Source organism: Rossellomorea sp. KS-H15a, from assembly GCF_024195245.1.
Lineage (GTDB): Bacteria > Bacillota > Bacilli > Bacillales > Bacillaceae_B > Rossellomorea > Rossellomorea vietnamensis.
Genome location: NZ_CP096886.1, coordinates 1,382,942 through 1,408,711, shown reverse-complemented (window position 1 = coordinate 1,408,711; position 25,770 = coordinate 1,382,942). Strand labels below are relative to the sequence as shown.

The following is a 25,770-nucleotide window of genomic DNA, read 5'->3' as shown; positions in this document are numbered from 1 at the left end:
TAGTAAACTAGACGGAACATTATAAAAATAGACACTTTTCAAATTGATGTCCCCTTTTAGGAGGAAAAGCATATGGAGAACAAATTACTCACCCTTTGGAGGTACTATCCCTCAGGCAGCATCCGCGTTGAGGAAATCTCTGAAACCTTACAATTAAGCCATAAACAGACCTCCCGCTACTTGAAAAAATGGAACGAAGAAGGCTGGATCGCTTTCACTCCGGGGCGCGGGCGTGGAAATGTATCCGCTTTGAAATGGAAAAGAGATGTGGAGGAAGTGTTCGAAGAAGAAGTCGTGAAGCGGATCGAGCAGGACCCGATTGACGAGAGCAGCAAGTATCTCATGTACGATTGGTCCACCGACAGCAAGATGAGGCTGATGAATCATTTCCACAGTAAGCTCGGATTTGTGAAGGAGCCCAAAGATAAGCTGATCGTCCCGAAGCGCTATCCCTTTTTTTCGATCCATCCGTTGGAAGCGGCCGACGTCATGAGTGCTCACCTCGTGGCAAACGTCTTCAACCGACTCGTTTCCATCACAGAAAAAGGGGACATCCTGCCGGAACTTGCACACAGCTGGGACGTGTCCACTAGTAAACTTCGGCTCTATCTAAAAAAGGATGTCCGGTTCCACGACGGTTCCATCCTGACAAGCAAAGATGTCGCCCATTGCCTCGAACAGCTCAGGACCTGTCCCCACTATCGGGAACTATGGGCACCCGTTGACATGATCGAGGCAAAAACCCCTCTCATCATCGACATCCATCACCCGAGGGGGTGCAGCTACATCCTCCCCATGCTCACGATGATGTGTGCGAGCATTTATAAAGAAAACAAGGGACGGACCTTGGGGACAGGCTGCTTCTCCCTTGAAGAGAATACCGATTCGAAGACCACCCTCACCGCTTTCAAAGAGCATTTCCAGGAAAGGCCTCTTCTCGATACGGTCGAATTCGTTCAGGTGCCTAAGGACTTCAGGGGAATCTATCACTCTCACATAGAAGAAAATCAGTCCCGTTCGGTCGAGTTTGAGAGTGATTCAGGATTCGGCATCGTCGTCATGAATGCACTTCCGGGACGAGATTCCCAGATTCAAAGGAAAGAAGTCCGGGATTATCTGCACTGGGTCATCGCGAAGAGCCGCCACACCCTCCCTGGCCTCGATCCACGCCTGACTCCGAACGGGAAAAGCATTCTCGTCGGGAAGGATCAGGGCATGACAATCCCCGAAGTGGACCGTCCCCACTTTACGGAACCACTCGTGATCCGCTCTGCCAATCATACGGCGAAAACGACCGATTGGCTCGTAGAAACCTTTGAAAAAGAAGAGATTCCCGTTGAAGTTCGGTGGTTTTCATTTGCCGATACCCTGACACGGCAGCCGGAAACCTTCCATGTCGATCTGTTCATTCACGGGGAAATCTTTGAATCCAATCAGGATTTTTCGTTTTATCACTTTTTGAAAAACGGCTATTCCCCTCTTGATGGTCTTTTTGAAAAAGAAGGATTATGGAGGGAGCTTCTCGACGCATATCAACATACGCCCTTTGAGGACTGGACCGCTCTAAATATGAATCTGGAAAATAGCCTCATGAAGGAATCGATCATGATCCCCCTTTATTATGAGAAGCGGTACATCCCTTTTTCCACCGACATTATGAACATCGAAACCAAGCATTTTGGATATGTGGACTTTGCAAAATTGTGGGTTCGGCCGGAAGTTTAGAGGGAAGCAGGGGGGGAAGCAGGGGGGGAAGCAGGGGGACGGTTCTCCTGCTTCCTTTTCGGGGAGAATCGAGATGACTTATCGATCCGCCTTTTCATTACCAGTCGAATCTCTCCGAATCAGCCCCGTTCAAGAGACTCTTCTCAACCTACCTCCCATCTGTTATGCTATCAAAAACACAGACGATCAAAGGAGTCCCTTACAACCATGATTTCATTCTTCCTCACATTAAAACGACTGCTCAAAGCCCTATGGCAGGCTTTTAAACTAAAAAACTTCCAGGTACTCTTCACCATGGTCCTGGTCATGTTATTCTCAGGCACCATTTTCTATGTGAAGCAGGAAGGCCTGTCGGTCGTCGACGCCCTTTATTTTTGCGTAGTCACGTTAAGCACGATCGGCCATCCCACCTTTGAACCCCAAACGACTTTCGGTAAGATATTCACGATGATCTATATCTTTGGCGGCAACGGGGTCTTCATTGGAATGATCGGGTATGTGGCGTATGCGATAATTCAGAAGCCGGAGAAACAAAAAAGGAATGCTGAGAGTGAATAGCATTCCTTTTTTATTTGGAAGCACGAGAACCGTCCCCTTGCTTACCTTTCAAACTCCAATGTCACCCCGTCCCCGTTCTCTTCGTCGGCTTTCATGATGTTGACGGTTTGGATATATCCCTTCACCGGGTCATCTCCATGGACCATGGACGAATCGGGATCTGCTTCTTTTAACACCTGAAGTCCGGTCAGCTCATCCAGGGCGCCGGCTTGTTCGACTAATTGCTGCTTGATTTTTTCTTCCTGCCCGGCCGGTTCAAAGGTCAATTCAAACCGGTAACGGGTCGATAAATCCGGTCGCTTGTACGTTCTCGTTTTAATACTTCCGCCTTCTTCAACAGAGGTCCCGACTCCAATAATAGTAGGAGGCACTTCTGACAAGGTCCTGGCGCTTTGATCCTCTATTTCTTCGACCGTCGCACTTCCTTCATAAGGAATAAGCGAAATGCCTAAAATCGAATCTGCTGGAAGATCCGTCTCCCCTGATATCACCATATTCTCCCCATCCAATGTAAGCGTCGCATCAATCTTGAACGCTGGTTCTTCGGGCTCCTCCTCAACGACTTCCTCCTGCTCCTGCACATCCGCTTTTTGCCGATACTCTTTTTGAACTTCCTTCTGCTCTGCGTTCTGCGCGAATGGATTAAATACCACTCGACAAGCTGAGAGGAACAGACAGGATGAAAGGAGTAAAACAAATACAACTATCTTTCGACACATTTATCTATCACCTTCGACATTATTTTCTGAATTTTGTTTACTAATGCATGTCGTTATTGTAGCATGTATATTGTAAAAATTGTAAGTTTTCCTAAAGTTAGGCAGGGGAGTTTCTATGAATAAAGTAGTACGCGCGCCCTTACATTTTGTCATTGTGTTCATCGGTTTGTTTTTACTCAGCGGCATCAGTGCCTTGTTGGATTATGATACAGAGCTTGTCATCAATGTGGGGGCATATGGCCTGCGCCTGTGGCAGACGATACTGGAACTCGCCTCACCTTCCTCCATCGTCGTCCTCTGGGGAGCAGATAATAAACAATACGGCATGTTCGACATTTTTTTCACTACCTACCCATATTCGTTCACCATATTGTTCATCTCTTTTTTGGTCGCCATCCTGATTTCAGTTGTCGCAAGTTACCTGATGATGCTACTGCCGAGAAAGCTATTCCGGGCTTCAGAAAAAGTCGTCAACATCCTCGACGGAATTCCCGATGTATTCCTCGTCGTGTTGTTCCAACTGTTCATCATCTGGCTGTTCAAAAAAACAGACTTCCTCTTATTCGATATCTACGCAACCTGGGAAGAAAAGATTTATATGTTGCCTGTCATTTGCCTCTCGTTTCTGCCCGTCGTCTTTTTAGTCAAACAATTCTTATTCCAGTTAAAAGAAGAGGAAAGTAAGCCATACGTAGAGTTTTCCTTTTCCAAAGGGTTCAAAAAGAGTTATACGATCTGGTTCCATGTATTCCGGAATGTATGGATCCACTTCTTCCTGCATTTGAAGCCGATCTTTCTGCTCATGCTTTCGAATCTGCTTGTCATCGAGATCTTATTTAATATCAAAGGCTTCATGACGGTCCTGCTGAGAACGGCCACGTCGTCATCCCCGGCCTTTTTCATTGGGATGCTGCTAATTTTTGTCCCGTTCTACGTCGTGTTTACAATCGGCTCACTGCTGTTGAAGAAATGGCTGAAAGGGGGAGAATACAATGTCTAAGACGCTCGTCAAACGATTGGCCTTTCCGGTGTCGATCATCGCCGCCCTCCTTGTGGCAAGCTTTTTGATTCCGGTTTTGAACCCTGATTACGATAAAATCACGCAATACTTGATGGATGAAAACAATAAGGTGACGGCTGCACCACCATTTACACCGGAAGAAATGCCGCCGCTCGGAAGTGACCGGCTGGGACGGAACTTTCTCTTCCTCCTCATTGCCGGTGCGAAATTCACCATCTTCGCAGCCCTGTTCATCGCGGGCCTCCGGATGATATTCGGCTTTGGCTTCGCCCTTTTGTACACCTTTCTACCAGGAGCTTTCACCCGGACATTGAAAGGATTGGGTGAGGCGTTTCAATATCTCCCCCTTGCCATTGTCGTGTTCGGACTGTTGGCCCCACTGGAGGGTGCTTTCCAGGGAGACGCCCTCCCATCCGGCCGATATTTCTTCATCCAGCTTGTGGGGATTGCCGCTATCACCATTCCTTCTCTCGGAATCTATCTGGGAGAGGAAATGAAGCTCTTTATGAAGCAGGAATTTGTCGACGTGTCGAAAACCATGGGAGCAAGCCGCTTTCATCTCATTCGCAAACATCTGCTGCCCCAATTTCTGCGTCAATCGATTGTATTATTTTCCGAACAGGTGTCACAGGCCCTTTCCCTGCTCATTCAACTAGGCATCATCCTGATGGCCCTTGGCGGCATGAAGGTAGCTGAATTCGCCATCGGTCCCTTTGAACCGAGCAACCCGGTTTATTTTTCAGAAACAAACGAATGGGCTGCCACCATCAGCATGAACATCCAACAGGTGTTCACGAATCCGCTGCTTGTGGTCGTACCGTTGATCCTGTTCTCGATCCTGATCCTATCGATTAATTCCATCAGCTCCACATTAAAGAAGGCGCTGATTGACAGTGATGTGAAAGTTAAAAAGAAGGTAAAAGAAGAGAAGACATCAAACGAACCACTAGTTCGTTCTGAGGAATTGTTTACGTTTAAGGGGTGAAGCATGGGGAAGCATGGGGACGGTTCTCGTGCTTCCTTCCCGGCTCATATCTTTTTACATTCCGGTAAAGGAGACACTGAAAAATGGACTATCGAATTGAGCAATTGGATTTTGAACTCAGATTGGCAGGAAAAGGGGAATCCGTTAACACCAACCGAGCCTTTAACATCATCCCGATCCTCTGGAGCAAAGCGAAGAAAGAAGGCTTCATGCAGGAATTAATCGATATGTCGTGGGAGAAGCCGAAGTGCTCCTTGGAAGGCATATTAGGAGTTTGCGGGAAGGAAGCGGCCATCATGGAGGAAGAATTCACGTATTTCATGGGGGTGCGATATGACGGGGAGCTTCGTGAAGGAATGGAAGCGCTCGTGATTCCACCGAGTACGTGGGCCGTTTTTCCGAATGTTCGAGAAGCCTGGAAACGTTTATATACTGAATGGGTCCCAACCTCAGGGTATGAACTGGCACATTTACCTTGTATTGAATGTTATTATGGACCGAGGCATAAACCTCGGCATGAATTGTGGGTTCCGGTTATTTCAAGGTAAGTACGGGAAGCACAGGGACGGTTCCCGTGCTTCTTTTTTGGCAGAAGAATCGTCCCCATACTTCTTCAAATGAAACGTGAATACCTCAACGAACGATACTCCCCCTGCTCATTCCCATAAACAGGCTGTTCGCTCTCATATACAAACCCCTTCGCTTCGTAAAAAGGGATTCCCTTCTGGTTTCCTTTCTGAACCGACACCCACTGCTTCCCTGCATGGAATTCTTCCTTCTGCTGCTGGGTGATGGCATCCAGCAATCGGGTCCCGATCCCTTCATTGCGCCTGTTCGGATCCAGGTATAAGACATACAGCTCTCCCTCGTTCTCACTAATCATCCCGCCCCCGCCAGCACCAATGACCTCACTGTTTTCAAGCGCGACAAAATAGCCTCCCCAATTCCGGTCCGATGTAGTCACTTCTTTAAGGATCCGCTCTTCGTTATAAAATTCTTCTATCACTCTTTCAATATATTCTTTCGTATAAATATCGCGGTAGGTTGCCCAATAACCCTCAGAACAAACTTTTTTTATCCCTTTCCCATGACCCTCGTTTGCTTTCTGAATATGTATCATGATCCATCCTCCAATTTCTGTGTCAATAATAGCTGAACAATTGTATCGGTCTGCTTCTGATTGATTTTGTAATAATGTTCACTACGATCACTCGAAATCAACGTTTCATTTGTATCGAAGCCTTCGTGAAGGTATAACACTTCCTCCGTCTCTTGATATTCCAATTGAATTTTGTATGTAGGCTCTACGGCCAGTTTATAATGCACATCGGTTATTTTATTCGATCGATTAAGGATTCCTGTGACGGTTGAGATGACTTCATGGTCGGTAACCTTTTCAGCATCGTCAAATGTTCTATCGTATTCTTGTATGGTCATGCTTTTCACGCCGGAAAAACCGTTGTATAACACGGAATAACTTATCCATCCAAATGCAATGACAAACAGGACAGTCAGTATGTTTTTTTTCATTGTCCCCCTCCCTTTATCCAATTATTTCAAACTCACTCTGTCATATCCACACATTTCTCCATGTAGTCATTACGTCACACTAATCTCTCACACCTGGTGACCATATGATTCTGAAGGTACAGGCATAAAGATCCATCTTTCTAAAAGCCCCCTGATTTACAAAATATTAACTTGTGAGAAGCTTATTCCATCCCCTATCATTTCAAGTAGAAGCGAACACACCTTATGCTATTTCCTCTAAAAAATTCATGTCTCACTGCCTGCGCTGTTTCTCTATTAACATCCCATTCTCTTTAGGGAATGACATGTTGATATAAAAAAATACATATAGGAGGCATCCCCATGCTAAAGAACTCATTGATGTTTGTCGTTGCCTTGTTTCTCTCGTTCGCTTTATTCCTGCCGTCTGCCCTGGCATTCCCGCCCGGCACACCGTCCAAGTCCACGGCCCAATCTCAGTTGAACGCGTTGACTGTCAAATCGGAAAGCTCCATGACCGGCTATTCCCGTGATAAGTTTCCCCATTGGATCGGCCAAGGGAACGGATGTGACACGCGCCAACTCGTCTTGCAACGTGACGCCGACAGCTACAGCGGCAGCTGCCCTGTAACATCCGGATCATGGTACAGTTATTACGACGGGGTCACGTTCACTGATCCGTCCGACCTTGATATCGATCACGTTGTTCCCCTTGCAGAAGCATGGCGCTCTGGAGCCAGTAGCTGGACGACGGCTAAGCGTGAAGACTTCGCCAATGACCTGAATGGTCCCCAGCTGATCGCCGTCAGCGCAAGCTCCAACCGCTCCAAAGGCGACCAGGATCCATCCACATGGCAGCCACCGCGGACCGCAGCAGCATGCGGTTACTCCAAATGGTGGATCAGCACCAAATACAAATGGGGATTGAGCCTGCAATCTTCAGAAAAGACCGCCCTTCAAGGCATGCTAAACAGCTGCGTGTATTGATTTTTGGGAAGCACGGGGACGGTTCTCGTGCTTCCTTTTTGAAATTCAAACCCAGAAATGGAGGCCTGCATATGGAAAAGAAATCAACTGTTTTTACAGCCACCCACGGGGTCATGACGTCTGAAGTCGGGGTGATCAGTGGAGAACTTGAACTGGTCACGACGTGTGACGAGGATGGTGCCCTTACGCTATCGATCACCTACGTGGGAGCTGAGGAGTGGTATTCATTGCCCGGTGAGGAGTATCGCTTGCATGATGTACGGGATCATGAGGTCGTGCATAACATGCTTGCTACTGTGTTGGAAAGACCATAAAAAAACCAAGGGGACAGGTCCCTCCGCCTCTTCTCCCATTCGGGCAAGAGAGCCACGGTACTTGTCCCCTTGGCATACTAACTTACTTCTTCTCCATCACCGCAAAATAATTTTCTTCATGGTCTGCAAAGTTGAATACTCTGCCCCCAGGCATCTCAACGATTTCGCCTACTTTGACCTTTTTATTGGATAAACCGGTATAGAGTTCATCAAATCGATCGGTGAAAAACATTAAAGAAGGAGTACCCAGATTTACACCTGGTGACATTTTTGCTACGAATTCTTTATTATGAAGAATGATGCTTGTTTCAGACTCCTTGGTTGGAGCCACTTCAATCCATCGCATTCCCTGACCGTTATCTTCCTCAGCCTTTACTGTAAACCCTACGTTTTCCGTCCAAAAATGGACTGCCTCATCCTGGTTATCCACATACAACATAATTTGACCGACTTTCGTGATCATGAATTCTCCACTCCTCAAAAAATCATGTATTAATTCAGCTTTTGCATAGCTTCTTCCAGACGATCCCACGTTTCAGTGATTCCTTGTTCCATTCCCATATCCAGGACGGTCTTGAGGGCTTCTGCCGAAGAGTATACAGAACGATTGACCAACTTCGTCTTACCGTCCATTTCAATGAACTCCAACGTCACTTCCGTTGACGGCATGTCTTCGTTCGTCTGACCTTCCGCATCCGAGAACACATCGACATAGACGATCTTCTCCGGTTCAATGATTTCTTTATACATCCCTTTTCCCCAGGATTCCATCCCGAAGAATTGTCCCTGACCCCGGTCCGCGCACTTCATGCAGTAATGCCACACTCCGCCCGGCCGGAAATCCATATGGCACACAGGAAGCTCCCAGCCTCTTGGTCCCCACCAGTTTTGAAGATGCTCGGGCTCTTTGAACATACTGAATACCAGGTCACGCGGTGCATCGAAGATCCTCTCCAGCACAAGTACCCGGTCATCCTCCACTCTAGAAAGCATTTGATTACTGTTGGACATGTCGGTTCCTCCTCAGGTCCTAAATGAGTTGAAAATACGTATGTAATGACATGATGGCATCTCTGCAAAAAAAAGCAGCTCTTTGTAGTATTCTTCAGAAAAACCTTAATTCCTTCTGGAGAAGCAAAGGGACGGTTCTCGTGCTTCCTTTTCGGTAAAAAAAGAAGCAGCAGAACCTTCCCCAAGGATGCACCACCATCCCGCATTCCCACATTCATTTTCCCAGTGAAAATGGAGCATAATATCCATAGGAGGTGAAATGATGAACGACAAAAAGAAAACACCCAAAGAATACAGCACATCCGAAAAGAAACAGGACCGATACAACGATAACGCCAAAGCGGCAGCCTCTCTACAATCCGATGCCCCAAGGATTAGTACAGATAATCTTTAGGAAGCAAAGGGACGGTTCTCGTGCTTCCTTTTCGGTAAAAATAGAAGCAGAAGAACCGTCCCCATGCTTTTGTTTAAAATACCAATTCAATTCCCACTGTTAATAACAAGATTAATAGACCATATCCGAAACTCGTTTCCAATATTGTATAGGTACATTCACGTTTATTCTCAACATACTTCCATTCCATGTAGGCTTTCAGGAGTGAACCGCTGATGAGAAGGAGCATCATGTACGAGTAAGGATTCTGATACCAGTGCTCAGAATCAAAAATGACATCTATAATGAGACACGAGAACAAGGCGACTATCATGATTTTCCTGTGTAATGTATCCGCTTTTTCATGGTGTTCATTAATGATATCATGGGAAAATATTTTCCGTTTACCCACACCGAGCCAGCTGCTTATCCCTCGGTGGAATGTGTACATCAGCAAAAGGTAGATCATCAAGATGAGCATGATTTTTAAGAAGAAGAGTTCCATCCTCCTCCTCCTTTCCGAAAAAAGATTTTTAGGGATATGTCCACTGCAGAAAAGGAAGCAGCAGAACCGTCCCCCTGCTTCTTAAAATGAACCCAGGACCCCCAACTGCAACACAACCACTACAGCTGTCATCACCAGAAACCATTCTGTTACCGTTAAGATCGCCTGCTTCGGGACTTCACTGTATCTATACTCAAAGAATGCTTTCACACCATAGTCCAGCAGGGAGGTGAAAATCAATCCCACTATCAACAAATAATGAATGGCCTCATTGTTAATCTGAACCAATATGAGTATAGCTAAAGTGAGCCCGGTCAAACGCCTCACCCATTTGTCCACTTTACGATGCAAGTCATCAATATAATTATTAGAAAAAAATTCTTTCTTTACTTTCTCGATCTTCAACGTTCTTCGCAAAATAAATTTAACAAACGAGATAAGGGCAAAAACGACCAACGCAATCAAGACAAACTTCAACCAAAACATTGGGCACCCCCTGTTCATCTATTTGACGATTTTCAAATCATGAAGGTTTCAATGAACCCCTTCTTCATTAGCATATATATCCATAATAAGTAAATCTTATCATACATAATAAAGGAATCGTCATTTACTTATTGAAATGGGAGGAATAGGATGGAATTAAGATTTGTTTTTTATTTGCTGTCCACTCACATTAGGGGGAGATACGATGATTCTTGGTATACACCACGTCCAAATCACGATTCCAAAAGGTTCTGAGAACGAAGGGAAAGACTTCTATTGCGGTCTTCTTGGCTTACCTGAAATGGAAAAACCCGCCTCACTAAAAGGTAGGGGCGGGTTTTGGTTAAAAGTCGGAGACCGAGATGTTCACGTCGGCACGGAAGATGGAGTCGACCGTTCCAAAACGAAAGCGCACTTAGCTTATCAGGTCGATGATATCTCCACTTGGAGAAATGTGCTAGAGAAAAATAACATTCAAATCCTTGAAGGAATACCGATCCCCGGATTTGAGCGATTTGAGTTCAGGGACCCTTTTGGAAATCGGGTGGAAATGATTCAAGCGGTTTAGAAGCACGGGGACGGTTCTCGTGCTTCTTTTTCACATCAGATGGAAGCAGCAGAACCGTCCCCATGCTTCCAGGCTTTTTTAAATCCGTCGTAGCTGTTGATCACGGCTGCGACTAGTAGCGCAACGGATATTGTGAGATAGAGCCACTGGAAGTTGAAGGAGCCGTTGAATAGTTCCTGGATTCGATCGATGAATCCGGGATTCAGCAACTCCGTATTCCTGAACATGAACATAAAGGCTAGAACGGGAATGAACTGATAGACTGCATTCACGATCGCAAGCTTCCTGGTCCAGACCCCCGCTTTCCATTTTTTAAGGAGCAGATGAAGTTCCAAGGCGATCAGGAATACGACCAACGGCCAATACCCAATGAGCACATCACCGTTGAAAAAAGGAGTGAATTCTCTTCCGCTGTCCTTCTTTTCATACATACCGACGATACTTGAGGCTTTAAAGTAACAGGTGGACCAGATGATCGTCCAAACCAAGCCTCCGAAAATCTCAAACTTGGAAATTCGTTTTTCTTTCGGGATATAGGGGATGTCTTTCAAGTCATCAGGCGTCCACTCTTTCCCTTTCATGGTGATGGGAGTCTGACTGTCTGTTGAAACGGTCCGCTCGATGACGGCAAATGTGAGGGTCACCCAAAAGAAGACCTGCATGGCTGTTCCGATGGCCTCGCCCAGCCCATTTCCTACAATCGACAAGAGCACCTCGATGGGATTTGATTCCCCTGAATAGCTCAAAACAGATGAAACGGCCAACACGATGAACGTGATCGCAACGGAAAGCGGGAGAATGATCTTTAATAGAGTTATATACAGATCATAATATCTCGGACCGATCAGATGCATCGGCCTGTCTTGATAATTCGAAGCCAATACGGCCGGATTTCCAAGTGAAGTCAGGACCTCTCTCACATCCTCTTCTGTGTAATCGTCCGGCAGCATGTCTTCAATCGTCGATTTCAATTCCAAGGCAATATCATCCCGGTTCTTCTCCGGAAGCCTTCTCATCACTTCTTGAATATAGAGTTCAACAAGCTTCATCCTTCCTCGTCCCCCTTTAATAAAATGGCCAATTCCCCAGACATCTTTTCCCATTCGGTCTGTAACTGTCCTAAGATCTCAATGCCGTATTCGCTCAACACATAATACCTCCTCGGCCTGCTTTCCGTCCGGTCCCAGCTGCTCGTGACCAGTTCCTGTTTCTCCAAACGGCGCAGCAGTGGATAGAGTGTACTCTGCTCCATCGAAATTCCGCTTTTCTCCAATAATTGAACGAGTGAGTATCCATATTGCGGTGTCCGCAATTGACTCAATACGGCCAGGGTCAAAGTCCCCCTCCGCAATTCCGTCGTCAACGATGTCAGCAGTGACTTATCCATACGTTCACCTCTTAGATTATAAATACTGTGTGTCGTACACTATATGCTTTATACTATGTATCATACACTATGGACGTGCAGAAAAGAAAGACATTTTTTGAGGAAGCATGGGGACGGTTCTCGTGCTTCCTTTCGGTTAGAAAAGAAGCAGCAGAACGTTCGTCATTTACAAATTCCCACTATTTCCCGTCTCCCTTTTTGTTTTATTTGCATTCCAATTGGATATTGAATAATAGGAAATAAAACTATAGAAATGAGGTAGTGAAAAATGAGAGAAAATCATGATCAAACAAGTGGAAAGCAAAAACAGGTGAAAGGAGATTTGAAGAAAGGCTTAGGAAAACTGACAAACGACGATTCTATGATTGCAGAAGGCGAACGCGACAAGGATAAAGGGAAGATGCAAGAAAAAGTTGGAGATGTGAAGGAAACTGTCAAGAAGAATTGGTAACTGAAATTAGGAAGCACGGGGACGGTTCTCGTGCTTCCTTTCTTGTCAAACGGAAGCAACAGAACCGTCCCCATGCTTTCTACAAATACCTCCTCAACCCATCCTTCACCTCATCACTCGCAAAAGCAGCTTCGACACTGTTCATATAAATCGCCCGATAATCCTCTTCATTCAAGGCAAATTCACCCCAGACGAGTTCACATTCCTTCGTCATTGTGGTATCCGATACCGTTCTGTTGTCGGTATTGATGGTAATCTTGATGCCGTCCCGGTGAAAATCGTACAGTGGATGATCGCGGAACTCCTCCACAGCTTTTGTTTGGACATTACTCGTCGGGCAGATTTCAAGGACGATCCCCTTCTCTTTTACAACCTGATAGGCTTCGGGACAATCTGTTATGTAAACGCCGTGCCCGATTCGTTCGGCCCCGAGCCATTCAACCGCCTCGAGAACATTTCTTCCGACTCCCGTTTCACCGGCGTGGATGGTGACTCTGTAGCCGTATTCTCTGGCGAGGGAGATGGGTTCAATGAATTCCCTGCAGAATCCTTCCTCTTCGGACGCACATAAATCAATGGCGACGACTCCTTTTCCGAGGAAGTTCTTCCCCTTTTCCACAACCTCAAAGGCACTTTCCGGAGACATCGTTCTCATACAGCACAGAATGATATTCCCTTTAATATCAAATTGCTCTTCCGCCTCTTTCATTCCTTCGATGACACTTCCGATGATCTCTTCCACCGATAATCCCTTCTGTGTATGAAGCAACGGGGCGAACCGGACTTCCATATATTTCACGTTTTCCCCCGCTGCATCTTCATAGAGTTCAAAGGTGATTCTCTTCAAATTTTCTTTCGACTGCATCACGTCATTGGGAATCGAGAATTTCTCCAAGTAATCATCTAATGATTCGCAGTCCAATGGGGCAATGAGTTCCCCTCTCATCTCTTCCCTATCAAATGAAGGGATATGGATCCCGTCTTTTTTTGCTAAATCAATAATTGTCTCGGGTCTGACGCTCCCATCAAGATGGCAGTGCAGTTCAATTTTAGGCATTTTTGAATAATTCATGGTGGACCTCCTCAATTTTTCTATAAAAAAAATCCTGATTACGAAGAAAATACACCGAACGGTACCTTCTTCGTAATCAGGATTTTCTGGTTCCTGGTAGAGACCTCCAAACCATATTATTGGAGTTATACGAATGTGAAAATCGTATTTAGTTTTTTATAACGATAATAAAATTCGGGGAGAAAGTCAAGGGAAGCATGGGGACGGTTCTCGTACTTCCTTTTTAATTAAAATGGAAGCAACAGAACCGTCCCTATGCTTCCACCACCACACACCCGTAAAAGCCGCCATCTTCTATCTGCTGATTCGCCGTTGCAATGTCATCCAGGGGATAGGTTTCGGCAATACGATGCTGCAGTCGATTATTCTCAAGGGCATTTGTAATATCCTCGATCGCCGCCTGCTTCGCACTTTCCGGCATGGCGTATACGATAATCATTCGAAGGGTCAGGTCCATGAACATCATGTCCCTGAAAGGCAAAACGGGTTCCGTCACAACCGTGGACGAGTACGTCGCAATCACTCCCCCGATACGGATCAGCTCCAGTACCCTTGGCAGATTCGCACCAAATTCGACGTCGATCACCCTGTCCACTTTGACTCCACCTGTCATCTCCAGCACTTCTTCGACCATCTCGTCACTCCGATGATCGACGACATAATCCGCTCCCGCCTCTACGCAGTGCCTCCGCGCTTCCTCGTTACTCGCTGTCGCAATCACCTTTGCACCTGCATGCTTTGCCCATTGAATCGCATAGTGGCCAACCCTTCCGGCACCACCTGTGATCAACAGCCATTGCCCCTCTACTGGACCGTCAGAGAACACACTCCGATGGGCGGTCATGGCTGGAATCCCCAAACAAGCCCCCTCCACAAAGCTCGTGTTTTCAGGAAGAGGAACGGCACGGTTACTTTCAATGGATACATACTCAGCGGCCGTACCGTGAAGACGTCCATATTGGGCCTGATACACCCAGACCCGTTCACCGATGCGTGAATGAGGAACCCCCGCGCCAACCGCTTCTATGATTCCCGCCCCGTCACTATTCGGGATGACAGGACCATGATCAAGTAAATCCGGGAATGAGCCAAGACGCTTCTTCGTATCAGAAGGATTGACACCCGACGTATACATACGGATCAGGACCTCCCCATGTGAAGGGACAGGCTTCTCAACCTCCCCTACTTGAAGAACCTCCGATGCTGAACCAAACTCACTGAACCACGCTGCTTTCATACATAACATCCTCCTTTTTCATTGACCTGCTTATCATTCTTTTAGCTTCACCATTGTTAGGGTTTTTTAGAAGCATGGGGACGGTTCTCCTGCTTCCTTTTTAGTGAAAAAGAAGTGCTAAAGCGGTGTCTACGTTTCACCATTCCCTATACATCCCCCATTACAAACACCCCGATTCTCACCAACTCATCAGAAAGGTTTTATTCCCCTTCCAAAAGAAAAAAAGCAGAGTGTGATCCGTTCCCACTCTACGGTCGAAGAAAAGTGGCAAATCAGCCACATTTCTTCACGAATCTCTTTGCTATTCCTACAAACAACCCAACTTCCGTACCTGGTCCCTTCCCCATCCCAAACGTTCCCACTCCAACCTTCAGCATCCATTATGTTAAAATATAGTTGGAAACTACAGTAAAAGGAGAGGCGTTACGTACATGATCGATCAAGGCAGACAAACATATACCAAAGCAATCTGTGAAAAAGTATTGAGCCAAAAGCAAGAACTGATTGTTCAAAAAGATAATTTACGATTAAGCGAGTACCCTAACATAAAATCCAAACTTCATAGCTGGCGTGAGGATATCATCGACATTTATGCGAAATCGATTGAGAGTGACCTGGATACGGCATTCGAACAGTTGAAGGAGTGGGGGGCGGAAGCTGTCGATACACTCGTTAACTTCAATCTTCCTTTGGAGGTGGCCCTGGATGAAGTGAGAGATTACCGGAATTTGATCGGGCAAATCATAAAAGAGGAAGCCTCAAAATTTGATATATCATTTGATCAATTCTATGATCTGATCTCAGATTTTGATGCTGTGGTGGACAGGGCCGTACATTGGCTGACCATGTCGTATACAAGAAGGTTTTATACCCGCATAAATGCGGCAGAAGCGACAGCTTTGGAGTTATCCATCCCGGTGATCAAAATCACGAAGAAAGTGGGAGTTCTCCCTTTAATCGGTGACATAGACACCGAAAGAGCTCAAGAACTGATGGATAAAGCACTTTCAAAAGGGAACGAATTATCCCTGGAATACATGGTGATTGACCTATCCGGCGTTCCGATCATCGATACGATGGTAGCAGACCGCATCTTCAAGGTAGTGGATGCCCTATCCCTGATCGGAATCAGAACCATCCTCTCCGGAATCAGACCTGAAATCGCCCAGACCATGACCCACCTTGGAATCGACTCCTCCAACATCGCCGTAACCTCCAGCCTTCATATCGCATTGGAGAAATTAATTTTTAAAAGAATAGAAGCATAGGGACGGTTCTCATGCTTCCATATCGGCAACTTAAACAAGCCACGGGACCTGTCCCCGTGGCTTGTTTGGCATGTTTTTAACTGGTAGGATTCTGCAAAATCATATCGATGTGGGGAATCCCATCATCCAGATAGGTCTCCGTTATCGCCTTGAATCCAAATGACCCATAGAACTCCCGCAAATATTCCTGTGCCTGAATCTTCACCGGTTGGTCCCCCCACTCATCATGAATGAAGGCCAATCCTCTTTTCACCAGCTCGCTTGCGAACCCTTTCCGACGATAGGCTTCCTTCACGAGGACCCTCCCGATGGACGGTTCGTTGTAGGAAACACCCGCAGGTAGGAGCCGTGCATAGGCAACCACCTTCCCGTTTTCTTCCTTATAAAGATGATGGGCGTGCAGATCCTTCCCATCGACTTCCAGGTAGGCACATTCCTGTTCCACGACAAACACCTGGGTCCTTACTTGTAAAATCCCGTATAGATCGTGGGTTGATAGTTCATTGAAGCTCTTTACCTTCCAGCTCATAATATGGGGTCACCTCTATTATTATTTAAAAAGCTACAGGGACAGATACCCTGGCCTGTTTCTCCATTACTCAGTCGTACTGACATACATGATCAATGAGATTATTATAGCAGTTTTTCAAAGGATATGGGGTCCCTCTACTGTGGCTCTTCTGTATACCTCCACTAAAGCATCAAATAAAAAAAGACAAAGGCAGCTCATGCCTTTGTCTCCATCCTCTTTCTATTCAATGCCTAATTCATTTTTAATATCTTCCAAGGTCTTTCCTTTATATTTCTCCACTGGTTTCGGGGCAGAATCAACACCAGGATCTGCTTCAAGGAAGTTGTATTCGACTAACTCGAAGTCCTTCGCATCAACGGTTCCGTCGAAATTCAGGTCCGAATGTGGGTCATCTGTTCCCCAGCTGTTTTTCATCTCGATCGCATCCATGATATCAATGACACTGTCCTGGTTGATGTCCCCGGCATCCTGTGCGCGCAGAGGAAGACCATGCCATGTGCCGACAATCTTATCTTCACGTTGATCAAAAATCGTGAACGTGGATTTGACCGGGAAGTGTCCAGGAATCGTCACTTCCATCTCGAAAGGTTTATCGGTCACTGGGAGTTTCGCTATAAAGTCATTGTTGCGGACCATTTCCCCGTCATGTACGTTGCCTTCCCAATCGGTCACCTTGATGGAAACGGGAGCGTTTGAATAGTCAATATTATTGTCATATACTCCGTCGGTACCAAAGAATCCTTGAGCCTTAATGTCCCCTCTTATCTCTGAATAGCCGCGCAGCAGTTCCGGATATTGCCCTTCAAAATATCCTTTTAAGTTAGTCGTTTGACCGTTTATGTCTGTATACTTGCTTGAGAAGGTCGGCGCCGTTACATAGTTCATTCTGTAAAATTTAGCATCCTTCGCTTCAAACGTCACTTCTGCCATCGGAATGTCTCCATTTACTTCCACTTCCGGATTCTCCACATTCAGATGAACATCCAGGTGTCTTGTAGAGCTGCTTTTCCCCTTGTCCTCATACGTAATGTCAGAATCACCATACTTAACGAAATCAGGGTGGATCTTCACGTCCGTCAACTCAAGCTGATTGCTGTCGTAATCTACTGAGAAAGATCCTTCTTTCAGTTGCTTCACATTATGAGACGATAGTGTCATCGTCAGCTTATCGCCTGCCATGAGTTCTTTTTTATCCATCGAAGCCGTGGCATATTGTGTGCCTTCTTTTACAAAGCTATTGACAATTGGTCCACCCTGTGCGAAGTTTCCGGCGGAATCGTGTGCAAAGAACCCAACAGGATACCGGCTGAGGATCGGGTTCATCAAGATTTCATCCGAGAGGTTCCCTTCACCATCAGTATTTAATACCCCTGTTGGGAATGGTGATCCATAATGATAGACAATGTAATTATTGGATTGGGAGGCTTCGAGTCCCGCTTTCTTCATATCTTCAATGGTCTTATCAAAAAGGGACATGGAGAATGGGACCGTCTCTTGTCCTTCCTTATACTCATACACACCGGTCGGCAATGTACTTGAAAACTCCGGGGCTGTATTATCAATGAATGTATCGGTTTCTTTCGTGAACGTTTTCCCTTCACTGTTCGTCCCCACTAATCTTAGCTTGTAATGGCCTTCCGGTGCCAATGCAGGGTTGACTGAGATACGGTTATCTTCATAAGGGTAATAGTAACCTGCAAAGGCAGAGTTAATGATGATTCTCTGTCCCTCATTGATCCCTGAAGCATCCATGACCCCGACCAGTCCCATTTCTTTATTCGTCTTCCCATCGACCAATACGACGCTGATCTGTTCCATAGGTGACTTCAACGTGAAATCCATTGGAGTGTAATTGAATATAGCTCCGAATTGATTATTCTCTTTCGTCGAGAAGTTGAAAGCTCTGACTGATTCAAATCCTTCTTCAGAAATTCGGATACCAAATGGGATTTGATATTCTTCAGAAGGATCTTCCTCATTCACATAACGGATATATCCTTCATAGTACCCCTCTTCAGCTGTCTTAGGGATAGTTAGGAATACGTTCGTTTTCTTTTTCATCCCGGCCTTGACCTTAACCTTTTCATCAAAAGATAGATGGATTCCGTTTTTGGAAGCGTCATGGGACTGATTGGTAAACTCCATACTTCCAGTAAACGTTTTCGTCTCTTCACCGGAGTTCTCGATCATAATCGTACGCTGATCTCTCAGTGACTTGTCAATATACTGAAATCCGAAGCTCATCCCACCGGTCTTCTCATCAATGCTCATTTCTTCTCCATTCATGAGGGTGGTTGTCTCATCAATGACCTGAAAATTCATATCTGAATGAATGGCTTCATAAGGGTCCACCCTGCCTGCGCCGACTTCATAGACACTATAATCACCGTTCATAGAATCCGCGGTGTTCATGAAGATGGATTTCACATCAGCCGGTTCCAAGTTTTGATTGGATTGTAATAATAGGGCCGCCATCCCTGCTACATGAGGGGATGCCATTGAAGTTCCCGATAACCTCGCATAGGCGTAATCATACGTTCCATTTTCTTTATCGTTGATATAGGAAGGAACCGTTGATAGCACGCCCACACCAGGGGCAACAATTTCAGGTTTGATATCATAATTCATTCTGGATGGGCCCCTTGAACTGAAATCGGCCAGGCGGTCCCCCTCTGTGGTGATGGCTTGCATATCGCTAAAGGTAAAGGTTTCACCTTCCTGGATGCTTGCCTTCAACGCCTCTCCATCTGCCTTTGTCAAAGAGAATGTAGGAATGAAATCGACTCCCTCTCCAAGGAAATGAGGGATATGTCCTTCTTCCCCGTTATTGTTGTAAATCATGACGGCTTTAGCTCCATGGGCTGCTGCGGCTTTAATCTTATCAACAAAGGATATGTCACCACGGCTGATCAATGCGATATTCCCGGCTACCGGCTTACCGATAAAATCATTGTTACTGGCAGCAAGACCCACATCTACAAGTTGCATACTACTATCCTCTAAATCTTCGAGATGATCACTATAATTTCTGGCCATCGGCCGAAGATTGACGCTTTCTGATCCATATTGCCCTTTGAATGTCGCGATATCAATCGGGACATCACTTGCACCAACCGTTAAGGCAAGGGCAGCGGTTCCAGGTGAGCCTAATGTAAAGGATTCACTTCCGCTATTACCAGCCGAAACGACAGCCGTCACACCGCTGAGAACAGCGTTATTCACCGCTACAGAAGTCGGATACAGGGGATCATTTACACCTGCCCCAAGCGAAAGGTTGATGACATCCATTCCGTCCGCAACGGCACGATCAATCCCTGCAATGACCCCTTCACTCGACCCTCTTCCATAAGGCCCGAGGACACGGTAGCTATATAGATCGGCTTCAGGTGCCACCCCTTTTATGCTATATTCGCTTTCATTATCCCCTTCACCGGCAACCGTACCGGCCACATGAGTCCCATGTTCAGTATAATAGGAATTGCCATTCGAAAATTCCGGTAAACCGGACTCTTTCCATTCTTGATACGTTGCTTCCATAGGATCATCATCATTGTCCACGAAATCATAACCGCCTTTATAGACTTCATCCAGGTCAGGATGGTGATAATCAATCCCTGTATCAAGGACCCCCACTTTGATTCCTTTGCCGGTAAACCCTTCATTATGTAGCTTATCGACTCCTAAGTAAGGAAGGCTTTCCATCATATACTCTTCCGCTGATGGGTTAGATTGCTCCTCTGAAGGAACCGGTGGATCGATCTGAACGTCGACGTTGCTGTAGACCGCTCTTACCACATCCAGATTGATTAATTCTTCAATTCGATTAGCTGGAAGTTCCAAGGAAACACCGTTCATGGCGCTTTTAAACACCTGGCCTATCTTGTAACCGTTATTACTTTTACCCTTGAACATTTTAGCTAATTCATTTTTGAAGTCTTTTTGATCCTTTTCTACATGTGCCTTTGCTTCACCAGAGTCCAGGTTCTTTCCTTCCAGTTTCGCCTTCAACTGAGCGACCTTTTCAGGATGGTGATCAAGCTGCACGATGACTTTCACCGGGCTGTCACTCTTAAGGTTAACCGTTCGATCTAAATAAAGACCTTGTTTCTCCACTGACTGAAGCTGCTTATAGTTTTCCAGCTGCTGTGGCGACATGTTGGCAAGTACGGATTCAATGGAAGTTGGTTTTTCTGCCAGTACATTCAGTGCCGGAATATTCCCGGAACCGAGCAATAGGCCTGTCCCCAATGCATACACTAACATTTTTTTTCCCTTCATTTCCTTTCCCATCCCCTTTGTCTTAATTTTCTAACACTTCGAATATAGCATTGGTCATGCCTGTTACCTATTGGGAAAGCCCTATAGGTAGATAGATCTGAGTTCAAAGGTTAGAAAAAGGCAGCAGGATGAAAGCTCTGCGCTGTAATCAAGACTGTTCGCCTAATATACGCAAGTACTGGCCCATGTTTCGATCCTCCCTGGAATTTCCTTTTAAAGTGAATATTAAGGATAAAAAGACCAGGTCTATCAGCTCATTTCACTTTCCCAAGGAGGAACATTTTCTTCCTTTCCTACTCAAAAGGAAGCAACAGAACCGTCCACGTGCTTTTAGACGAATCAAAAAAAAGACGGCTACCATAAATGATAACCGTCTGAATGGAAGACATTTCCTTCACCGGAATTCTCCCCCACATCATGCACACTATTGACCGTTTAATTCCTGAAGTTCATTCACCGTTACAAATGAATACCCTTCATCGGATAATGACTGAATAACCCCTTCAAGAGCCTTCAGCTCTTCACCCGTTTTATCATACATGGCATGCATTAAAATGATCGAACCCGGTGTAACATGGTCGTTGACATATTTAATCTTATCATCAGCGTCCGTATAGAAGGTATCCGGTTCGATGTTCCACATAATCGTGTCTCGATGATGCTTTGATAAATAATAGGGCAACCCTACTATCTTCTTTCCGTTCGGCGGCCGAAAGTCAATTTCTCCTGAATAGCCCGCTTCTCGAATGAGATCGTCTGTTTTTTCGATTTCCGCCTTAATGAACGAAGGTGATTTCAAAATCATCCGGTGGTGAGAATACGTATGATTTCCGATCTGATGACCTTCTTCCACCAGTTTCTTCGCTTCTTCAGGATTCTCTTCCATTTCATTCCCGATCAGAAAGAACGTTGCTTTGATATCATACTTTTTTAACAATGCGATGATGTCATCCACATTCTTGGTTGGGCCGTCATCAAACGTTAGAGCCACCACTTTTTGATTGGTTTCCACTTTATTAGTCAGTCCTCCAAATAGTTGAAAGGTTCTTGCATTCATCAATTTAAACGCGCCGAATAGTAATAGAAAAATGATTGCAATGACTGCTAGAATGAGTATAAGTTTCTTTTTCATCCGTTGTATTGACTCCTTTAAAATTTTCATGAAGCAGAAGCATAGGGACGGGTCTCCTGCTTCCTTTTTGACCAAGGTGAAGCATTAGAGTCCCCTCCTCTATCATACTTCAAGATCATAGCTACAAAAAGTTCCACTCTGAAAACATGGAGTGAATCTCATTCTACCTTATTCGAAACAAAGATTTCTGGAATAATGCACCTGTCTCCTTGGCATCTCCGTTCACACAATATCATCGTAGTATCATCGTTTCATTTATACTATAATAGTGAGAAGGAGGTGAAAAAATGGACAAGCAAATCGTGAACATGTTATACGATATTCAACGGAACATGAAGGAATTCGACCAGAGTTTGAAAGAGCTTAATCGTAATATGGAAGGGCTCAATGGAAAACTGCAAGGACTCGACGGGAAAGTGCAAGGACTCGACGAAAAAGTACAAGGACTCGATGGGAAAGTGCAAGGCATCGATGGAAAAGTGCAAGGCATCGATGGAAAAGTGCAAGGACTCGACGAAAAAGTGCAAGGACTCGAGGGTAATATGAAAGAGTTAGGAAATGATGTAAAAGAAATAAAAGAAACAGTCAATCGAATTGAAACATCACAGACAGAAGATGTCATTGCTTTGTTAAAAGTAGGCAGCCAACGTTCTGAAACAGACTTTCATTATCTGAACACCAGAATCACTAATATTGATAAACGGGTTTTCACTCTTGAGAACCGAGCTGAAAGGTAATCTTCATTACTACATATAAAGTGATGACGATTATCTTATATCCACTCTTCGTTCCCTCTCACCATGATCCACACTCCATTTCTTCGATTTTTCTTTTGTTAGACCATTCCATCACAAACCGCAAAAGGGTGTCTGACCTACTGGGGTCAGACACCCTTTTTTCACGACTCATTACCTTCAAAACACTAGAAGAGTACCCTTTTTCACACCTTTATATTCCGCCCCTTCCACCTCACAGAATGAAACACATTCACCCGGACAAAAGAATAAATGAAAATCCCTGCAAAGAACAAAAAGAACAGTGGATAAAACGGGAAATACCCCCATCTAAAATTCCCGACCCTGCGGGAAAACCAGGCTGTTTGAACAGCATAAAGGATATACAATCCCCCATAGACAATCATAGCGGTGGTATTTCCCACAATAATCGAAGAAATCAATGAAGATGCGGTGGTTAAACTTCCCGTAATCCAGAGGATCACCATCAGCATAACCACAGGATGAGTGGACTTGGAACCAACGGCAAAGCTTTTGCACCAGCCTTCGATCAGGCTGCCCACCCCTTCCGGATACATGCGGAACGAAATGATTCCTCTGCCGCCAAGGCAGCGAACGGGAAGATTCTGTTCAAGAAAGGCCTCCCCCAGTGCCAGATCATCCATGATGGCCCCCTCGATTTTCTCATGCCCTCCGGATAAGAAGTAATCTTCTCGATCACATAGAATACATGGACCGAACGAACCGGCGGCTTTGAAGCGGGATCCCCAGATGGTGAAAAGATTCATGCCCACCACCACGATGATGTTAAAGACAATGGAGAGATGCTCATACACACGCTCCACTGTATGATAGGGCTGCAAGGCAAGGATCCCCCTGGCGCCTTTTCCCTGATAGTAATGAAGAAGATTACGTAGTCCATCCACACTCATGAATCTGGTATCGGCATCAAGGAACAGCAGCCAGCTCCCTTTTGCCTCATTGGCACCACGCCAGCAGGCAGATGATTTCCCTGCCCCGTTATTCTGGAGGACCGTGACACCGTAGCTTTCCGCGATGGCCGCGGTACGATCCGAGGAATCGTCATCCACCAACAAAACCTCAAATCCCTTGAATCGTTGCTCCTGCAACGACTGCAATAACGGGGTGATCCTCGCTTCTTCATTTCTGGCAGGGATAATGATGGACAGAAACGGCAGGCCCTCCGTATTGTTGGATTTGAAACGTGGGACCGGCAAGGACCAAAACAGGATAATGGCAATCGCAACCCCGAGGCCCCCCAAGACGAGATTGATCACTTCTGAAGCTGTCATATAACCTGCCTCCTTCCTCTAAGGGTGACGTCCCTAATGTGACAATCCCCGTTGAGGTTTTATGTTTGCTGAATAATCGTACACTTGCCCTGTATCATCCTGGATCAGTTCCTGTGCTGTGATCCTGGCTGATAACAGCACGATCGGGACACCGGCACCGGGATGGGTGCTGCTCCCGGTGAAGTACAGATTTTCACAATGGCTTGCCTTGCTTTGGGGACGCTTGTGGTTGCTTTGATCCAGTGTTGGCTGCAAGCCGAATGTGGCCCCGCGATAGGCATTGAATTTCGATTCGAAATCCAATGGCGTCGTATACGTTTCGGTGACAATTTCATCTTCAACATTTTCAAATCCGGGGATATTCTTTAATTCATTTAAAATATAGTTGCGATAATAGGAGATGGTTTCCTCGTCCCATTGATAATCCGCTGTAGCAATATTTGAAACAGGCATTAGAATGTACAGACCGTCCTTCCCCTCAGGTGCAAGGGATGGGTCCTTCTTTGAAGCGATGTACACATAAAAGGAGGCATTCGTTAATTTCTTCCCGTCAAAAATATCCTCCAGGTTCTGATTGAGCTTTTCGTTAAAAATAAATGTATGTACATGATCGACCTCTTCATATTTCCGGTTCATCCCGAGATACATCAAAAAACAGGAACAAGAGTAGTTCATGCTGTCGATCTTCTTATCCGTAAATCTGCCCTTGGAAGCCTTGTCTTTCACCAGGTGTTTCATGGCATAAGGGAAGTCTGCGTTACAGACCACATAGTCTGCAGGGATTTTCCCGCCGTCCACGATAATCCCGTCCGCCTTGCGGTTTTGAATGGAGATTTCCTCTACCGCCTTGCCGTAGTGAATCGTTCCCCCAAGTTCCTTGAAGAGCCTCTCCATCCCTAAAGCCATCGTATACATTCCGCCTTTGATGAACCATACGCCATATAAAAATTGAATCATCGGGATCATCGTATAGAAAGATGGACTTTTTAGAGGAGAAATGCCGATGTACAGCGTTTGAAAGCTGATCAGCTGCTTCAGCCGCTCATTCTTGATGAATCTCCCCATAAACGTGTCTGCCGTGTCGTATGGTTTCATTTGCAGCACTTTCGTCAACAGGGGGAAATTATAGAAATCCGTTCTCTTACGGAAAGGTCTTTGAAGAATGTGTTGCTTGGCGATGACAAATCGTCTGTAAATTTCATGCAGGTATTGAAAAAATCCTTCCGTATCCTCTTCGCTGAGGGATTCGATGGTCTTGGTCATTTGGATAAGGTCCGTCGAGATATCAAAAGGCTGGTCGGGAATATCCGTGAAATAGGCCCGGTAAATCGGATCCAATTTTTCCATTGGGATATAATCATCAGGGTCACGTCCGCATAATTCGAACAGTTCCCGATACAGTTCCGGCATCATGACGATACTCGGACCCAGATCAAACGTGTAGCCGTCCAGTTTAATTTGATTCATTTTGCCCCCGGGGGTGGATCCTTTTTCATATAACTCCACCTCGTACCCCGCGTGCTGAAGCCTGATGGCACTGGCAAGTCCCGCAACACCTGCCCCAACGACAATCACCTTCTTACTCATATGCGTTCCCTCATTTCC

At 45.7% G+C, this 25,770-nt stretch carries 27 protein-coding genes, 1 pseudogene and 1 riboswitch; of the genes and pseudogenes, 12 read left to right on the top strand and 16 right to left on the bottom strand.

Annotation, left to right across the window (positions count from 1 at the left end; all coding sequences use genetic code 11):
* Nucleotides 1-72: 72 nt before the first annotated feature.
* Both M1J35_RS07125 and M1J35_RS07120 read left to right on the top strand, forming a co-directional pair.
* Nucleotides 73-1,725 (top strand): ABC transporter substrate-binding protein, encoded by a 1,653-nt coding sequence (locus M1J35_RS07125; protein ID WP_254653202.1) that lies wholly within the window; start codon nucleotides 73-75, stop codon nucleotides 1,723-1,725.
* Between the two features lie 207 nt (nucleotides 1,726-1,932).
* Nucleotides 1,933-2,283 (top strand): potassium channel family protein, encoded by a 351-nt coding sequence (locus tag M1J35_RS07120; protein ID WP_254653201.1) that lies wholly within the window; start codon nucleotides 1,933-1,935, stop codon nucleotides 2,281-2,283.
* A gap of 41 nt (nucleotides 2,284-2,324) precedes the next feature.
* Here M1J35_RS07120 and M1J35_RS07115 read toward each other — a convergent pair whose 3' ends face one another.
* Nucleotides 2,325-3,002 carry a hypothetical protein gene (locus M1J35_RS07115; protein ID WP_254653200.1) on the bottom strand — a complete coding sequence of 226 codons (678 nt, stop codon included), beginning with the start codon at nucleotides 3,000-3,002 and terminating at the stop codon, nucleotides 2,325-2,327.
* A 115-nt stretch (nucleotides 3,003-3,117) separates the two neighbouring features.
* Between M1J35_RS07115 and M1J35_RS07110 the strand changes: the two genes are divergently transcribed.
* The 3 genes and pseudogenes from M1J35_RS07110 to M1J35_RS07100 form a co-directional block, all read left to right on the top strand.
* The gene (locus M1J35_RS07110; protein WP_254653199.1) at nucleotides 3,118-4,002 is read left to right on the top strand and encodes an ABC transporter permease subunit; all 885 of its coding nucleotides are present in this window, start codon (nucleotides 3,118-3,120) and stop codon (nucleotides 4,000-4,002) included.
* The gene (locus M1J35_RS07105) at nucleotides 3,995-5,008 is read left to right on the top strand and encodes a hypothetical protein (protein WP_254653198.1); all 1,014 of its coding nucleotides are present in this window, start codon (nucleotides 3,995-3,997) and stop codon (nucleotides 5,006-5,008) included. Before M1J35_RS07110 ends, M1J35_RS07105 begins: the two co-directional genes overlap by 8 nt.
* A 57-nt stretch (nucleotides 5,009-5,065) precedes the next feature.
* Nucleotides 5,066-5,556: pseudogene (locus M1J35_RS07100) on the top strand (GyrI-like domain-containing protein); the annotation flags it as partial.
* A gap of 65 nt (nucleotides 5,557-5,621) precedes the next feature.
* Here the strand turns inward: M1J35_RS07100 and M1J35_RS07095 are convergent.
* Nucleotides 5,622-6,128, bottom strand: coding sequence for a GNAT family N-acetyltransferase (locus tag M1J35_RS07095; RefSeq protein WP_254653197.1), 507 nt, complete (start codon nucleotides 6,126-6,128; stop codon nucleotides 5,622-5,624).
* Complete coding sequence (locus M1J35_RS07090; RefSeq protein ID WP_254653196.1) at nucleotides 6,125-6,538, bottom strand: hypothetical protein; 414 nt, start codon at nucleotides 6,536-6,538, stop codon at nucleotides 6,125-6,127. Before M1J35_RS07090 ends, M1J35_RS07095 begins: the two co-directional genes overlap by 4 nt.
* A gap of 342 nt (nucleotides 6,539-6,880) precedes the next feature.
* Between M1J35_RS07090 and M1J35_RS07085 the strand changes: the two genes are divergently transcribed.
* The gene (locus M1J35_RS07085) at nucleotides 6,881-7,504 is read left to right on the top strand and encodes an HNH endonuclease family protein (RefSeq protein ID WP_254653195.1); all 624 of its coding nucleotides are present in this window, start codon (nucleotides 6,881-6,883) and stop codon (nucleotides 7,502-7,504) included.
* A gap of 71 nt (nucleotides 7,505-7,575) precedes the next feature.
* Nucleotides 7,576-7,818, top strand: a complete 243-nt coding sequence (locus tag M1J35_RS07080) for a hypothetical protein (RefSeq protein WP_254653194.1) — start codon at nucleotides 7,576-7,578, stop codon at nucleotides 7,816-7,818.
* 82 nt (nucleotides 7,819-7,900) lie between these two features.
* Here M1J35_RS07080 and M1J35_RS07075 read toward each other — a convergent pair whose 3' ends face one another.
* Both M1J35_RS07075 and M1J35_RS07070 read right to left on the bottom strand, forming a co-directional pair.
* Nucleotides 7,901-8,281 carry a VOC family protein gene (locus M1J35_RS07075; protein WP_159361412.1) on the bottom strand — a complete coding sequence of 127 codons (381 nt, stop codon included), beginning with the start codon at nucleotides 8,279-8,281 and terminating at the stop codon, nucleotides 7,901-7,903.
* Nucleotides 8,282-8,310: 29 nt separating this feature from the next.
* Nucleotides 8,311-8,829, bottom strand: a complete 519-nt coding sequence (locus M1J35_RS07070) for an SRPBCC domain-containing protein (RefSeq protein WP_254653193.1) — start codon at nucleotides 8,827-8,829, stop codon at nucleotides 8,311-8,313.
* Nucleotides 8,830-9,088: 259 nt separating this feature from the next.
* Between M1J35_RS07070 and M1J35_RS22685 the strand changes: the two genes are divergently transcribed.
* Entirely contained in the window at nucleotides 9,089-9,223 is a 135-nt protein-coding gene (locus tag M1J35_RS22685) for a hypothetical protein (RefSeq protein ID WP_256503990.1), read from the top strand.
* Between the two features lie 73 nt (nucleotides 9,224-9,296).
* Here M1J35_RS22685 and M1J35_RS07065 read toward each other — a convergent pair whose 3' ends face one another.
* Both M1J35_RS07065 and M1J35_RS07060 read right to left on the bottom strand, forming a co-directional pair.
* Complete coding sequence (locus tag M1J35_RS07065; RefSeq protein ID WP_254653192.1) at nucleotides 9,297-9,707, bottom strand: DUF4181 domain-containing protein; 411 nt, start codon at nucleotides 9,705-9,707, stop codon at nucleotides 9,297-9,299.
* Nucleotides 9,708-9,788: 81 nt separating this feature from the next.
* A complete protein-coding gene (locus tag M1J35_RS07060; RefSeq protein WP_254653191.1) occupies nucleotides 9,789-10,193 on the bottom strand; it encodes a DUF4181 domain-containing protein in 405 nt (134 codons plus the stop codon).
* A 205-nt stretch (nucleotides 10,194-10,398) separates the two neighbouring features.
* Between M1J35_RS07060 and M1J35_RS07055 the strand changes: the two genes are divergently transcribed.
* Entirely contained in the window at nucleotides 10,399-10,761 is a 363-nt protein-coding gene (locus tag M1J35_RS07055; protein WP_254653190.1) for a VOC family protein, read from the top strand.
* A 35-nt stretch (nucleotides 10,762-10,796) separates the two neighbouring features.
* Here M1J35_RS07055 and M1J35_RS07050 read toward each other — a convergent pair whose 3' ends face one another.
* Nucleotides 10,797-11,810 (bottom strand): HAAS signaling domain-containing protein, encoded by a 1,014-nt coding sequence (locus M1J35_RS07050; protein WP_254653189.1) that lies wholly within the window; start codon nucleotides 11,808-11,810, stop codon nucleotides 10,797-10,799.
* Complete coding sequence (locus tag M1J35_RS07045; protein ID WP_034761903.1) at nucleotides 11,807-12,148, bottom strand: PadR family transcriptional regulator; 342 nt, start codon at nucleotides 12,146-12,148, stop codon at nucleotides 11,807-11,809. The genes M1J35_RS07050 and M1J35_RS07045 overlap by 4 nt, the downstream gene beginning before the upstream one ends.
* Nucleotides 12,149-12,416: 268 nt before the next feature.
* Here M1J35_RS07045 and M1J35_RS07040 point away from each other — a divergent pair, with 268 nt between their 5' ends.
* On the top strand, nucleotides 12,417-12,599 hold the full coding sequence (locus M1J35_RS07040; RefSeq protein ID WP_159361406.1) for a CsbD family protein: 183 nt from the start codon (nucleotides 12,417-12,419) through the stop codon (nucleotides 12,597-12,599).
* 79 nt (nucleotides 12,600-12,678) lie between these two features.
* On the opposite strand, the gene add is transcribed toward M1J35_RS07040, so the two are convergent.
* Together add and M1J35_RS07030 are read right to left on the bottom strand one after the other, a co-directional pair.
* The gene (gene add, locus M1J35_RS07035; protein WP_254653188.1) at nucleotides 12,679-13,671 is read right to left on the bottom strand and encodes an adenosine deaminase; all 993 of its coding nucleotides are present in this window, start codon (nucleotides 13,669-13,671) and stop codon (nucleotides 12,679-12,681) included.
* Nucleotides 13,672-13,724: 53 nt separating this feature from the next.
* Nucleotides 13,725-13,824, bottom strand: a riboswitch (purine riboswitch).
* Nucleotides 13,825-13,924: 100 nt separating this feature from the next.
* Nucleotides 13,925-14,908, bottom strand: a complete 984-nt coding sequence (locus M1J35_RS07030) for an NADPH:quinone reductase (protein ID WP_254653187.1) — start codon at nucleotides 14,906-14,908, stop codon at nucleotides 13,925-13,927.
* 431 nt (nucleotides 14,909-15,339) lie between these two features.
* Here M1J35_RS07030 and M1J35_RS07025 point away from each other — a divergent pair, with 431 nt between their 5' ends.
* Nucleotides 15,340-16,176 carry an STAS domain-containing protein gene (locus M1J35_RS07025; RefSeq protein ID WP_254653186.1) on the top strand — a complete coding sequence of 279 codons (837 nt, stop codon included), beginning with the start codon at nucleotides 15,340-15,342 and terminating at the stop codon, nucleotides 16,174-16,176.
* A 76-nt stretch (nucleotides 16,177-16,252) separates the two neighbouring features.
* Here the strand turns inward: M1J35_RS07025 and M1J35_RS07020 are convergent, their stop codons facing one another.
* The 3 genes from M1J35_RS07020 to M1J35_RS07000 form a co-directional block, all read right to left on the bottom strand.
* Nucleotides 16,253-16,705 (bottom strand): GNAT family N-acetyltransferase, encoded by a 453-nt coding sequence (locus M1J35_RS07020; protein WP_254653185.1) that lies wholly within the window; start codon nucleotides 16,703-16,705, stop codon nucleotides 16,253-16,255.
* A gap of 222 nt (nucleotides 16,706-16,927) precedes the next feature.
* Nucleotides 16,928-20,986: a S8 family serine peptidase gene (locus M1J35_RS22750; protein ID WP_305882335.1), complete on the bottom strand. Its 4,059-nt coding sequence runs from the start codon at nucleotides 20,984-20,986 to the stop codon at nucleotides 16,928-16,930.
* Nucleotides 20,987-21,410: 424 nt separating this feature from the next.
* Nucleotides 21,411-22,118, bottom strand: a complete 708-nt coding sequence (locus M1J35_RS07000) for a polysaccharide deacetylase family protein (protein WP_254653184.1) — start codon at nucleotides 22,116-22,118, stop codon at nucleotides 21,411-21,413.
* 287 nt (nucleotides 22,119-22,405) lie between these two features.
* Between M1J35_RS07000 and M1J35_RS06995 the strand changes: the two genes are divergently transcribed.
* Nucleotides 22,406-22,855 carry a hypothetical protein gene (locus tag M1J35_RS06995; protein WP_254653183.1) on the top strand — a complete coding sequence of 150 codons (450 nt, stop codon included), beginning with the start codon at nucleotides 22,406-22,408 and terminating at the stop codon, nucleotides 22,853-22,855.
* A 203-nt stretch (nucleotides 22,856-23,058) separates the two neighbouring features.
* Here M1J35_RS06995 and M1J35_RS06990 read toward each other — a convergent pair whose 3' ends face one another.
* Nucleotides 23,059-24,165 (bottom strand): glycosyltransferase family 2 protein, encoded by a 1,107-nt coding sequence (locus tag M1J35_RS06990; RefSeq protein WP_254653182.1) that lies wholly within the window; start codon nucleotides 24,163-24,165, stop codon nucleotides 23,059-23,061.
* A gap of 33 nt (nucleotides 24,166-24,198) precedes the next feature.
* Entirely contained in the window at nucleotides 24,199-25,752 is a 1,554-nt protein-coding gene (locus M1J35_RS06985; protein ID WP_254653181.1) for a phytoene desaturase family protein, read from the bottom strand.
* Nucleotides 25,753-25,770 lie beyond the last annotated feature (18 nt).